The organism is Pseudomonas sp. FP198 (assembly GCF_030687895.1).
Taxonomy (GTDB): Bacteria; Pseudomonadota; Gammaproteobacteria; order Pseudomonadales; family Pseudomonadaceae; genus Aquipseudomonas.
Window position 1 is genome coordinate 1,116,746 of record NZ_CP117452.1, and the last position, 12,734, is coordinate 1,129,479.

The following is a 12,734-nucleotide window of genomic DNA, read 5'->3' on the forward strand; positions in this document are numbered from 1 at the left end:
CGGCTACTACAGTTTTTCTTGCTGACGATAATGTTGTTATCCACAGGCCTGCTGCGCGCGGCGCCTGTGGATATCTGCCGGGCTGACCAGCTGGACCTGATGCCCTCGGCGCAGATTTTCGAAGACGCCCAGGCCAGCCTGAGCCTGGAACAAGTCGCCCAACTGCCCGAAAATGATTTCAACGCCGCAACTTCGCACTGGCCGACCCAAGGCTATAGCCGGTCCGCGTTCTGGTTGAAATGGCAGTTCACCAATTCGAGTGTTGAGGCATGCTCGCGCATGCTGGTCGTCGGGGCGCCGCGCCTGGAAGACATTCGTGTCTACCAGCCGGGGCATGACGCCCATGCCGGCGGCGCCTATCCCTTGGCCGAATGGCCGCAGCCAGCGGCGCGTCAGCCGGCGTTCCCGGTAACGTTGGCGGCAGGGCAGAGCACCACGGTGTTCGTCCGGGCGACAAGCAATTTCCAGATGCTGCTGGAGCCGGAGCTGTGGTCCGAACCGGCGCTGCTGCGCAGTCAGCAACAGACGTATCTGAGCGACGGGCTGACCCTCGGCATCGTCCTGCTGGTCGTCCCGTTCGGCCTGATCGTCGGCGGGATCCTCCGTTCGCGACTGCTCAGCGTGAACGCCGGCGCGGTCCTCAGCTACATCCTGCTGACCTGCATCCTCAACGGCTACCTGATCTACTGGCCCAGCGCGCTGGGCTGGACGCGTGAGCTACTGACCTGTGCCAGCGCGATCGCCTTCGTACTGTTCCTGGCCTACTTCCGCGTGTTGCTGCAGGTGTCGCAACTGCCCAGGATCATCGCTTGGAGCTATTGGGTGCCGCTGTTGGGTTGTGTTTTCGGCCGACTCTGGTGGTTGAAGATCGATCCGGTCCAGGGCGCGCTGTTAGTCCAGATAGCCCTGTTCAGTTTTTATGGCGTGCTGCTCGCCACGCTGTTCATGGCCTGGCGCAGACGCCTGAGCTACAGCTGGATGGCCTGGCTGGTCCCGGCGCTATTGCTTGGGCAACTGCTGATGCGGATCTTTTTCCCTCAGGAACAATTGCCCTGGCAGTCGCCGCAAAGCAAGTACAGCTTGTCGTCCACCCTGCCGGGCGTGGTGTTGCTGGTGTGCACGTTGATCATGGAAGTCAGCCGCAGCCGCCACCGCGAGAAGCACGCCCTGTCCACCCTCGAACAACAACGCCAGGCCGAACACGAGCGCCTGGAAAGCACCGTGGCGCTGCGCACCTCGCAACTGCGTGAATCCCTGGCGGCCCGCAGCGCGTTGATGGCGCGGATCAGCCACGACCTGCGCTCGCCGCTGGTGCGCATCATCGACTACGCGCGCCTGCTGCACGCCGGGCCCAACCGCGACTATCAAGCGACGATCGAACGCAACGCCCGCCAGCAACTGGAGTTGATTGACGAGATGCTCGAATTCTCCCGGGGCGAGCTGGAGCAAATGCAACTGACCCTCGCGCCGGGCTACCTGTACGGCTTCCTCAAAGAGATCGCCGACGAGGCGGGTTTCCTCGCCGCGCGCCAGGGCAACAGTTTCGAGGCGGACTTGGCCGATGACCTGCCGCCGCTGGTGGAGGCCGATTTCAAACGCCTTCGCCAGGTCCTCATGAACCTGCTGGCGAACGCGGCAAAATTCACCCGCAACGGCCAGATTCGCTTCGAAGTGAGCGCGGGTCCAGGCGCCAGCGCAGACACCGTGGAACTGCACTTCAACGTGATCGACAGCGGCATCGGCATCGACCCGCAAGAATTCGAACAACTGCTGCAACCGTTCCGCCGCGGCCGCAATGCGCAGCGCTACGAAGGCAGCGGGCTCGGTCTGTCCATCGTCACGCAATTGCTCGAACGCATGGACAGTCGCCTCGAGCCCCAGGCCACCGGGCAGGGCAGTCACTTCAGTTTTCGCCTGCAACTCAAATGTGCCGAGGAGCACGACCTCGAAAACGGCATCGTCGACAACAACGCCACGCCGTTCGACGGCCAGGGCAAGCATGTGCTGCTGGTGGACGACATCGAGCAGAACAGCGAATGGCTCTACGACCTGCTGGCCGGCTACGGGTTTGACGTGAGCATGGCGACCAGCGGCGAAGCGGCTTTGGCCTGCCTGGCCGAACAACCGGTCGACCTGCTGATCAGCGACCAGATGATGCCCGGGATGGACGGTTGGGAACTGCTGCGACAGGTGCGCAAGCGCCGGCACCCTCTGCCCGTGATGCTTTATTCGGCGGTGCCGCCACGCAGGCCGCAGGATTATCCAGAGGACCTGGAGTTCAACGCGGTACTGCTCAAACCCGCCGACAGCCGCGAACTGCTGGCGTGGGTCAAGGCGCTGGCCTGCCCGGACACAACGCGTCGTGCGTTGGCTCGGGAGTTCTAGGATGCCGGGTTTGCGTTACCGGTTGCTCCTGATCGGCAGTCTTTCGGCATGGCCCTGGGCGTCGGTGACCGCTGGCGAAGAGGCGCCCAGCGCCCTCACGCTCGACGAAACCACGGTGACTGCCCGACGCCGCGAAGAGGACCCGCAGGACGTGCCCATCCCGATCAACGTCCTCTACGGCGAGCAACTCGACGAGGCCGGCCTGCACTCGCTTCGAGACATTCAACAGCGCGTGCCCGGCCTGATTGTCTCTGGTCACGACGCCCGCTACGCCGGTGTCGGCCTGCGCGGCTTCGGTGCGACCGCGTACAACGATGGCCTGGAAGGCAGCGTCGGCACCTATGTCGATGGCGTCTACCAGGCGCGCCAGGGCATGGCCTTCACCGAGCTGATGGACATCGAGCGCATCGAAGTCCTGCGCGGGCCGCAAGGCACCTTGTTCGGCAAGAACACCACCGCCGGCGCCCTGAACATAATCACTCGCCAGCCGACCTTCCAGCCCGAAGCCAACCTCGAAGCCAGCTATGGCGAGCGCGGTTTGCGTGAGTTTCGCGGGACGATTTCCGGGCCGCTGCAGGACGACGTGCTGGCCGGGCGGCTCAACGTTTTCGACAGCGCCGCCGAGGGCAGCGTCGAAAACCTGCAAGACGGCAGCCGCCTCGGCGACGCCGACAGCCAGGGCCTGCGCGGCCAACTGTTGTGGACGCCGAACGCCGATTTCAGCGCTCGCCTGATCGCCGACTACGCCGAGCAAAACGAAGCCGGCAACGTCCTGTTGGCCAATCACTACAGCCAGCAAACCCGCAAGCGCGCCCAGTTCGTCGGTTATCCGCTGGCGGAGCCCGATCCTTACAAACGCGAGACCCGCATCGACGCGCCGGGCCGTCCGCGAACCCTGCAGAACGGCGTGTCGCTGGAATTGAACTGGGACCTCGACGAGGCGCTGCGCTTCACCAGCATCACCGCCTACCGCGACTGGGACTACCGCGCCACCCGTGACGGCGACAGCACCGCGCTGGCGGTGGCGCAGTCCGAAACCGAGCTCGGCCATCGGCAGTTCAGCCAGGAATGGCGCCTGTCCGGCACGGCCGGTTCGTCCGTCGACTATGTCGCCGGCCTCTACTATCTGCGCCAGCAGCTCGACCGTGAGATCGACGCCGAATTCGGCAAGGACGCCGCACCCTGGTTCGTCGGCGATCAGCTCGACCAACTGAAAAAACTCTTCGGCATCAATTTCACTAATCCAGGGCAGGTGCCTTCGATGCTGCTCAACGGCGCCCGACAACGTTTCGACGGCGAGCAGAAGGGCGACAGCCGAGCGATCTTCGGCCAGCTTTCCTGGCGTCCGATCGACCCGCTGGAACTCACCGGTGGCCTGCGCTACAGCCATGAGCGCAAGGACGGCTGGATCTCCCGGGACGTCAGTAATCTCGCCCCGCTGACCGGCTTGCCCCCGGTGTTCCAGGCCGGTGGTCAACTGCTGCGCGACATCGCCCTCGGCCGTGGTTACTACCGCGAGGACTCGATCGAAGAACACAACGTCTCCAGCCTCGCCAGCGCCAGCTACCGTTTCAGCGACGCGGTGATGGGCTACGTCAGTTGGTCGCGGGGCTACAAGGCCGGCGGCATCAACTTCGACGTGGTCGGCCCGTTCACCGCGCCGACCTTCGAGCCGGAGAGGGCCACGTCCCTGGAGTTGGGCGTGAAAACGCGCTTCTGGGATGAGCGAGCGTTGCTCGACCTTGCCGTCTACCAGACCGACGTCGACAACTACCAGGCGCTCACCTACAGCCCGCCGACCTCGCTGTTCGCGCCGCCGCTGCGGGACAACCTGATCAATGTCGGCAAAGTCCGCCTGCGCGGCATCGAACTGGATTCCGCCTGGCAACTCACCTCGCAACTCACCGGGCGCCTCGGCCTGGCCTGGAGCGATGCGCGCTACCGCAGCTTCCCCAACGCGCCGTGCCCGCCGGCCTCGGGCCAATGGACCTGCGACCTCAGCGGCGACCGCCTCTACAACGCACCGGAATGGAGCCTCAGCAGCGGCCTCGACCACAGCCATCCGCTGCCCTATGGTTTGGAAGCTTTCAGCGGCATCGACTACAGCTTTCGCACCGGCTACTACGGCACCCTCGAAGGCGGCGAAGGCAGCTATCAACCGAGCTACGGCCTGACCAACCTGCGCCTTGGCCTGCGCAGCCAGGACCGCGCGTGGGAAGTGGAAGGCTGGGTGCGCAACGTCTTCGACCGCCACTACATCACCGCCGTCTATTCACTGCTCGGCGCTGGCGACTACGGCGTCATGACCGGCAGCGAACGCACCCTCGGCACCACCGTCAGACTTCGCTATTGACCGAAATGAACCGCGTCGGACAAAACGCCAGACGATTGCCGCCAGCCTTCTTCGACAGGTACATGGCCTGATCCGCCTTGCTGATCAGCGCATCGACCTCCAGCCCATGCTCCGGATAAAACGCCACGCCGATACTCGCGGCAATCTCCACCGTCTGCGCACCAATCAGGATCGGCGCATTCGCCGCCGCCAGCATCCGCTTGAGCAACGACTCGCTGTCCTCCACCTCCTGCAAACCCACCAGCCCGGCGACAAACTCGTCACCGCCGAGGCGCGCCAGCGTGTCGCCTTCACGCAACGTCGCGTTGATCCGCGCCGCGACAATCTGCAACACCCGATCGCCCCAGTCATGGCCATAACTGTCGTTCAGCGCCTTGAACCCATCCAGGTCAATAAACGCGATCGCCACCTTCTGCTGATGCAGGCGCGCCTTGCCCAACGCCTGGCGCATCCGCTCGGCCAGCAACAAGCGATTGGGCAATTGCGTGAGCGCGTCATACCGCGCATCCCGCTCCAGCAACTGCAAGCGCTGCTTCATCTGCGTCATGTCGCTGCACAGCGCCACATAGTGCTGAACGTTGCCGTGACGGTCATGCACCGCACTGATGCTGATCCGCGACGTCATCTCCCGGCCGTCCTTGTGGCTGCTTTGAATCTCACCGGACCAATGCCCGTGGAAATCCAGCGCATTCTTCATCGGTGCATAAAACGCCGCGAGCCGCCGCACCATGCGATGAGAATTCAACTCCCGCCCCTGCACCTCGTCCTGCGCGTAACCGGTAAGCCGCGTAAACGCCTCGTTCACGCCGATGATCCGACCAAACGCATCGACCATGATCACCCCGTCGCGGGCATGGCTGAACACCGTCGCGGCCAGCTCCGGGCAAACGTCGCTGAGGTAACGGTCCAGCGCACCTTCGTCACGGGGCGCGGGCCAGGTCCTGGAATCAAAACCCTGCTGCGCCAGATAGGCGGCCAGGGAAGAAAGGAATTTATGCAGGCGGGTCAGGGCATTCGTAGCGAGCCTGGAGTTGAGGCAGTAGCTGCGAATGAAGGTGCGTAGGTTCATGGGAGGTACACGGTGCTCGGGTTGCAGCGGTTGGGGGTGAGTGGAGGGGGGCATTATCGGGGTGGGGGAGTGGAGGGGCGTTTGCTGGAGGGGATGGGGGCTTTGCGGGAGGGGAAAGGTTAGGAAGATTTTTGCGTGGGTTGTATCAGCGCCAGTCGGCGCTCCTCGGCTAGTCGAGTGCCTTCCTTTGTGGCGAGGGGATTTATCCCCGTTGGGCTGCGAAGTAGCCCTCAAACCAGACAACTCAGTGTGTCAGGGAGACTGGCTTCATTTTTAGGGCAGCTGCGCAGCCCAACGGGGATAAATCCCCTCGCCACAGGGCCCGGTTCGGTGCGCGATAGCCCAGTGGCTCGGACGCGGTGGATACTCCCTCGTCACAGGTAACTGGAAGTCTACTGAGTCCCAGGCACAACACTCACCCCTTTGTGGGAGCGAGCTTGCTCGCGATAGCGGTGCTTCAGTCAACGAATATTCAAGCGGGTCCGGCCTTTCAGGACGCAATCCGCCCTGTGGGACCTATGCACAACTTCAAAGGGCGGCGTGACCATCCACCGCCAGCACAACCCGGCCAAACCTGGCGTGCTTATCCAGCGGTGTAATCGCCAACAAGCGATCGAGGCGAATCTCCTGGCAACCGTCAGCGGTTTCGACTTCGAGAAATTCCTCCCGTGTGCTGGCGGTTCGTGTGGTGATCGCGCGGGCCGTCAGGTGCTGGCGGTCGATCAGCTCAATATCCAGCATGTAGCCGCACAGGCAAGCGATCTCCACATAGTCATGCAGGTCGCAGTGCAGCGGTTTATAGGTATCCATTTCACGCCTCCCAGCCTCGCAGTTCCAGGATGAACAAGCCCTGCCTGCCGACACGCGCGCAGGATTGGGCGAAGTCCAAGTCGTGGCAGTCAATCAGCACGCCGAAGTGTAAGCATCGCCGCTTCTGAGGGCATACCGATCACCCACCATTCCCCAAGAGAAACCACTGTCCTCAAGAAAAACACCAAGCCCGTGGCGAGGGAGCTTGCTCCCGCTGGGCCGCGAAGCGGGCCCAAAACCTGCCAAATGCTGAGCATCAGGCACGACGCCCCCGCCGGTTGCGACTGCTTCGCAGCCGAGCGGGAGCAAGCTCCCTCGCCACAGGTACATCATTCTCTCAAGTGAACCGCATTGCGTGTACAGCGGGACCTTTCTTATCCGAAGAGCACCAGTCCTCCTGATCTCCCATCCCCGGCGCCCTGACAAAAGGGGCGAAGCACGGACTCAAAATTCAAGTAGTCGGATCGGACGCCGATAGTGTTGCGCAAGAAACATCAAACGAAGGATCGAGCATGTTCTACCCACGTGAAGCTGAAAAAGATCATCTCTATAACCGAATAGTTCTGCTGACCGTGGCTTGCTGTGTGTTGCTGCTCCTGGCCTCCTTGGCAAAACACTCCGGGACCATCTATGGGGCCATTCAATGGAGTGCTGTCGAGGTGAAAGGCACCGTGACGCAACTTGAAAGCATTCCGATGAATGAAAACGGCATGATCATTCACTACCGCTATACCGACAGTGATCAGCAAGTCCACGAAGACGATTACGCGGACCAACGCTATAACGAACACCATCAGTTCGAAGTAGGCGGGGACGCTCCGCTGCTTTACTCACGCTGGCTTCCTCGAATCAGCAGCATCGCCACCGAGCTTCATACGTATCGCTCTGGCTTCATCATCATGGCTGGCGGGGTGTTGCTGACGTTAGTGTTTCTCGGGATCTCCTTCATGACGTTCGGTCAGATTTATCGGATGAAGGAAGAAGACCGCCTCTATTGAAAGACTGGTAGGTCTTGCACCCCAGGGCTTTCATTCATCCATGTAATCGGTTTTCCCTCCCATGAAAAAGCTGTTTCTCGCGTTGCTTTCGGTCGCCCTGCTTTCCGGGTGTGTCACCAAGTCGTTGAGTGTCGAAGACCGCCACCAGATCAAAACCATCAAGATCCTTCCGGTGTACTTTGCGGTGCAGAACTTCAAGTACACCAGCATGACTCAGGCCTGGGGAGCAGGCTTGGGTGCCGGAGCAGGTGCCGCAACCGGCATGGCGGCCGGAGCATCCAGCGCTGCCACCAGCGCATTGACCGGCGCCGGATCGGTCGCGGGCACCAAGGCGGCAGACGGCACGACGGCGGATATTTCCCAAGCGATCCTGAACAACATGCAGGCCCACGGTATCGATGTGGGCACGCTGGTGCGTGAAAGCTTCGAAAGGCGCATCAAGCAAGAAGGGCTGTTCACCATTGTGGCTGAAGGCGAGAAAGCGGATGCCGACGTCGAAATTATGGTCATGCAGTGGGGGCTGAGCCTGAAAAACTACAGCACCGTGCTTTACCCGGTCATTGGCGTGAACGGATTCATGAAGCGCGGCGCTACATCGGTTTGGCGCAACTTCAATACCATCTCGCCCTTCAATGAAAGCAATACCCTCGCTTACACCCCTGAACAATACGCCACCGATCCCGAAGCACTGCGCGCGGCGTTTTCCCGCGTGTCCGATCTGGCAGTCGGCAAGCTGATTGAAGACCTGAAACAGTAACTGCCCAGGTGAACCGGAGTGCTGCCTCATGGTTCAGGGGCGATGGATTGCCGTTGCGTCAGCCGGGTCTGTCAGACACCGGACGCCCCCCGCCCGTAAGCCCACATCACCTTGCGCCTTTACCTACAACTACGCCAGAATCCGCCGGCTTGTGCGCCCCGGGCCGCGTCGGTAGTCTGAGTCCTGTCACTGCTCATCAGTGATCGGGTTTAGCAGCTCGTGGTGAAACAGGTTGTGCAAGGCGTCATCCAGTCAGGAATCTCCTTCCTGCACTTGATGGTGGCTGTGCGCAGGGCGTCCCCGGACGCGCCGGTTTCTTGTTTCCCCGGTCTGCTAACCTGCGTACAGCTGCCTCCCATCGTTTAGCAGCGAGCGGGTGATGGCTCCAAATACAGGAAGCAAGACGATGGCAAAAGTCACCCCAAACCCACCTGCGGCAGACGAATCCGTATCCCGCGCCCAATCCGCCCCCAACAAGAAACTCGAAGACGCCACCAACCGCGCGTTGAATTTCTATCTGAAACCCAAGCCTGAGGGTGAAGCCTCCGGCAACTACAGCACGCTTTTCCTTATTGATCCGGATGTGGATACGGAGTGCTTGCTTGCGAATCTGAGCGAGAGCCTGGCTTCGGCGAATGCGATGATCAGTGATTTGGCGTTTGATCTGGAAGGGTCGAGGCGGCATGTTGCGTTGGGGATTTTGCAGGTGATTGAGTTGAGTGAGCTGTTGGCGAATAGGGCTTTGGATATTGTGGAGGAGAGGTAGGCGGCAGCGTCACGCGCAATCTAGATTCGAAAAGGTCTTGCCCGGCAAGACCTTTTTTGTGCCCGAGGAAGACTCGAGCGTTTCATATAATTCGTGCCTTGTAGCGGAATTATACTATTAGGGATACAGGTAGGGATACATGCTGCTAGCTCCTGACGCACTCAGGCTTGAGGCACAACACGTTGACGCTCACGTTGCCGTTCACGCACGAGGTACTCCATGCGATTGTTACCCAGTAACGTATCCAGTTCTGCTTCTGGGATGATTCCCGTGCGACTTACCTGGTCGATGAATTGTTCGAATCTGTTGGAGCCAATTAGATCCGCGGTCGTTTCAGTAGGCATGCGGATCACTCTCTCGATGTCATCCCTTGTCAGATGGGAAAACAAAGGCGAAACCAACCGATCAAAGACGTCGTTCGTCTCGTGCCAGTTGCTGGATTCTGAAATTATGACAAATACGCGTTCCTTTGCTAGGTCAGCGAGCTCGTATTCCTGAATAGCGGTCACGAGCAAACCTGTCCCAAAACGAAGAATCCTGGCTCGGACAATTTCGATTATTAACGGATGACGTCCCAATCCCGCCATTGCTGGGAGAACGTCTAGGTCTGGACCTACCCGCACAAACTCACGCAGCCGGAGGCGCGCTGCCTCGTCGATGAGAGCAACTGCTTCGGGTATTGCCGCAATAAGACGTGCTACGGCAGGAAGTCCGTTGTCGTCAACACGGCGAACAAGTGTGCTCAACTTTTGGGCAATTCTGGTTTCTGCAATGTCCCGGTGGGTATCCAGCAGTGAAGATAAGGCAGCCCCGACCTGAATTTTTCCATACAAAGGGCTATCTGCCTCAGCGTATTTAAATACTAATTCGTCAACGAGTCCCCGAACCAATGCTTCTGAGGGATTGGCCAAAGGTGTCTGGCGCAACGCGGTCGCAGCCTGATATCGATCTTTAGGAAAATACTCTGATGCGATGGTTGTGATGATCTCTGCGATAGCAGGACGACCCTGGATCGGAGGTTGGGAGAGCACGTGTTCGACTGCGTTTCTGAGATGTAGTCTGGCTAGCTCGGCTGAGGGGCGATGCGGCACGCCGGCTCTTTGGAACGAAGGGTGTGCGCACTGGTGACGGTCTTCACGCAGGCGCTCAAGATCCGTAATTTGTTGGTGGTTGAAAAAATCCAACTCTCTTCTGCATATCGACAGAATCGTACGTTCGAACTCAAGTGCATTTTTGACCCCCTGATCATTACCTTGGTTGATCTGGGTAATGTAGGTTTCGTACTTTGCATTGATACGAACCGCAATGGGATCGTTGGCTAGAGCAAGCTCTCTGATCTTGTCCACCAGATCGAATACTACGGCGATCCAGGTGTGAACAATGGAGGAGCGATAAGCCCCAGCTCGATAACACTGAATAGATTCTGCAATGTAGTCCCGAGAGCGTTCCGCTCTGCACTTCAACGCTAAAGCGTCGATGTCAGCTAGAGAGTCAGTCATGGTGCACCTTCTTCCAAGTAGGTGGATGGACGGTAATATCCATTTACGAGCTGGGTGCGATTTTTAGCACACCACGTCGATTTCGTATGCGGGAAAGACGCCGGGGACCCTGGGGATTTACGTGGTTCACGGGGTCGGTAACCCGCGGGATCTTGGTAGCGACAGAGATTGCAGCTTACTGAAATTTCAACGTTGAAATTGAAAGGATCCTGACGAAAAAAGGGGATCGTTACCGCAACGGTAAAGGTGAGCCATTGTGTTGTTGATAGCGAACGGTTGAACCCGGTCAACCTTGGGGGCGCTGTCAACCACGTCAACCTGTCAACCGACGTAAAAAACTCGGTCGCTAACAAGATGCTGCGGGTTCTTTGCCCCGTATCCATTCGAGATGCCCAGGGTCCCCGGAGCTACCAAACGATAGGGCAAATGCTCAGGTGAACCACCAGTTCACTAAGCTGTGCACTTTTTCGCTAACACGATCACGCGGATTTCCGACCCCGTGTGATACTGCCTCAGGGACCCCGATTCCTGCTGGAATTTCTCCGCTGATGGACCCCATTGCTTACGGGGGGCGGGAAGGTACCTATGGAGTGTCGTGTAACAGGTGTAACAGGTGTAACAGAATCGATTAACCCATTGAATTTAATAGATAATTTTAGAGTTACACATGCTGGAAGCTCCCGGCGTGTAAGGTGTAACGATGTCGAGCGGTGTAACGCTATAGTCAATCCAGGCTCGAAGGAAAATTAGCGAAAGGTTTGCAGCCGGTTAAACGCAGAGGTTGCCACGGTCTACTATCGGCCAAAAGCATTTATTTTAAGGGTCTATAGCAGCACAGGAGATCTAGTGCACCGCATGCACTTGTTCAAATTCGAATCCATATGGTCATTGACGATTGCAGCCTATCAAACCAACGCTCGTCTACCTCGATAGTTGCGATTACTCCGCCTTGAGTAAACCTCACCTCAGTGAGTCGGAAGCGGAGCACTTGGCAACTCTAAAAGCGCTCAGGCTTAGTGGAGAGGTCTTTTTCGTGTTCTCCGGAGCACACATCTCAGAGATGTCTCCTTTGGATCAGCAGTATTCCGCTGCCGCAGTGGCGCGCACTAGCTTGATGGTGGACCTATGCGGACGTAATACATTGATCTCGTTTGATCGGCTTATGAAGGCTGAGCTTTCCAGATTGGTCATGCGAAGCTCGCAACCTGTGAACGCTCTTGATAGAAATGGTGAGTGGTTTCCAGAAATGGGGTCACTCATGAACCCTATCGATGAGCTAGACGTTGCTGGAAAATTACGGCAGGAAATGGAAAAACATGTGCTCAATCGCAAAATGCGGAGGATGGTCAAGGCAGGCACAACCAACAAAAATGGCAGACTTCGTGGCGATGTTGAAAAACGCTTCGGTCAGGCGGATTACAGCGAGCTGATCAGTAAGGCGCCGATGCGACCTCGTGATTTTGCGGTGCTTAAGAACTACGTTTTAGGCCGAGCGACTCGGGAGGAAGCCGATAAAGCTTTCCTAGAAAGCCTGCGCGACCCCAGTTACATGGTCCAATGGTTTATCCACCATCATCAGCAATTGGGCCCTATCGTGGAATGGGTGAGGCGTCCTGCTCGGCAACTGATGGAGAGCTGCGGCGTGACGATCACGGAATTACGGGAGCAAATGGCCAGACTGCCAGAGAGTGATCGTGCTGCAGCCATTAAAGGCGTAAGCGGCACAAGGTGGGAGAAATTGAAACAACAAGGATTGATCGACATAGTGAACCGCTTGCTCACACTTCTTGTGCCCGGTGCATCGGCATGCCATAACACAAAAGATATTGAGGATTATTGTCCTGGCCTTTATGTCTGCATCAATACGTTCTATGACTCGCTTCAGAACTCTTTTAAAGAACGTCCCCGCGTGATGAAAGCCAGCGACTTCGTGGATATCATTCACGCTATCTACACCCCTTACGTTTCCTATTTCAGGGCTGACAGATACATGTGCAGTGTTGTACAGCCGATTATCCCCAAACAGTTTGGGACGCAGGTTGTGGCCTCTCTAGGGAAGCTACTCACGGCGATGGGAGTTCAGGGGGGGTAAGGATC

9 protein-coding genes are annotated in these 12,734 nt (G+C 58.6%); 6 read left to right on the forward strand and 3 right to left on the reverse strand.

Features of this window, described 5'->3' with window-relative positions; genetic code table 11:
* The first annotated feature begins 30 nt into the window (after positions 1–30).
* A complete protein-coding gene (locus tag PSH78_RS05210; protein WP_305498955.1) occupies positions 31–2,385 on the forward strand; it encodes a 7TM-DISM domain-containing protein in 2,355 nt (784 codons plus the stop codon).
* Between the two features lies 1 nt (position 2,386).
* Positions 2,387–4,738 (forward strand): TonB-dependent receptor, encoded by a 2,352-nt coding sequence (locus PSH78_RS05215; protein ID WP_305498956.1) that lies wholly within the window; start codon positions 2,387–2,389, stop codon positions 4,736–4,738.
* On the opposite strand, the gene PSH78_RS05220 is transcribed toward PSH78_RS05215, so the two are convergent.
* The gene (locus tag PSH78_RS05220; RefSeq protein ID WP_305498957.1) at positions 4,722–5,807 is read right to left on the reverse strand and encodes a sensor domain-containing diguanylate cyclase; all 1,086 of its coding nucleotides are present in this window, start codon (positions 5,805–5,807) and stop codon (positions 4,722–4,724) included. The two genes, PSH78_RS05215 and PSH78_RS05220, sit on opposite strands and share 17 nt — an antisense overlap.
* 528 nt (positions 5,808–6,335) lie before the next feature.
* On the reverse strand, positions 6,336–6,617 hold the full coding sequence (locus PSH78_RS05225) for a Rho-binding antiterminator (RefSeq protein WP_305498959.1): 282 nt from the start codon (positions 6,615–6,617) through the stop codon (positions 6,336–6,338).
* 512 nt (positions 6,618–7,129) lie between these two features.
* On the opposite strand from PSH78_RS05225, the gene PSH78_RS05230 reads away from it, so the two are divergent.
* The 3 genes from PSH78_RS05230 to PSH78_RS05240 all read left to right on the forward strand — a co-directional run bounded on the left by PSH78_RS05230 (position 7,130) and on the right by PSH78_RS05240 (position 9,138).
* Positions 7,130–7,615, forward strand: a complete 486-nt coding sequence (locus PSH78_RS05230) for a hypothetical protein (RefSeq protein ID WP_305498960.1) — start codon at positions 7,130–7,132, stop codon at positions 7,613–7,615.
* A 61-nt stretch (positions 7,616–7,676) separates the two neighbouring features.
* Positions 7,677–8,372, forward strand: a complete 696-nt coding sequence (locus PSH78_RS05235) for a hypothetical protein (RefSeq protein WP_305498962.1) — start codon at positions 7,677–7,679, stop codon at positions 8,370–8,372.
* A gap of 406 nt (positions 8,373–8,778) precedes the next feature.
* Positions 8,779–9,138 (forward strand): DUF6124 family protein, encoded by a 360-nt coding sequence (locus tag PSH78_RS05240; RefSeq protein ID WP_305498964.1) that lies wholly within the window; start codon positions 8,779–8,781, stop codon positions 9,136–9,138.
* Positions 9,139–9,299: 161 nt separating this feature from the next.
* Here the strand turns inward: PSH78_RS05240 and PSH78_RS05245 are convergent, their stop codons facing one another.
* Positions 9,300–10,637, reverse strand: coding sequence for a hypothetical protein (locus PSH78_RS05245; RefSeq protein WP_305498966.1), 1,338 nt, complete (start codon positions 10,635–10,637; stop codon positions 9,300–9,302).
* A gap of 988 nt (positions 10,638–11,625) precedes the next feature.
* Here PSH78_RS05245 and PSH78_RS05250 point away from each other — a divergent pair.
* Positions 11,626–12,729, forward strand: coding sequence for a hypothetical protein (locus PSH78_RS05250; RefSeq protein WP_305498968.1), 1,104 nt, complete (start codon positions 11,626–11,628; stop codon positions 12,727–12,729).
* Positions 12,730–12,734 lie beyond the last annotated feature (5 nt).

Bases quoted from the DNA above. Each gene is read 5' to 3' on its own strand.
- PSH78_RS05210 (WP_305498955.1), top strand. From the start codon at position 31: ATGTTGTTATCCACAGGCCTGCTGCGCGCGGCGCCTGTGGATATCTGC.
- PSH78_RS05215 (WP_305498956.1), top strand. From the start codon at position 2,387: ATGCCGGGTTTGCGTTACCGGTTGCTCCTGATCGGCAGTCTTTCGGCA.
- PSH78_RS05220 (WP_305498957.1), bottom strand. From the start codon at position 5,807: ATGAACCTACGCACCTTCATTCGCAGCTACTGCCTCAACTCCAGGCTC.
- PSH78_RS05225 (WP_305498959.1), bottom strand. From the start codon at position 6,617: ATGGATACCTATAAACCGCTGCACTGCGACCTGCATGACTATGTGGAG.
- PSH78_RS05230 (WP_305498960.1), top strand. From the start codon at position 7,130: ATGTTCTACCCACGTGAAGCTGAAAAAGATCATCTCTATAACCGAATA.
- PSH78_RS05235 (WP_305498962.1), top strand. From the start codon at position 7,677: ATGAAAAAGCTGTTTCTCGCGTTGCTTTCGGTCGCCCTGCTTTCCGGG.
- PSH78_RS05240 (WP_305498964.1), top strand. From the start codon at position 8,779: ATGGCAAAAGTCACCCCAAACCCACCTGCGGCAGACGAATCCGTATCC.
- PSH78_RS05245 (WP_305498966.1), bottom strand. From the start codon at position 10,637: ATGACTGACTCTCTAGCTGACATCGACGCTTTAGCGTTGAAGTGCAGA.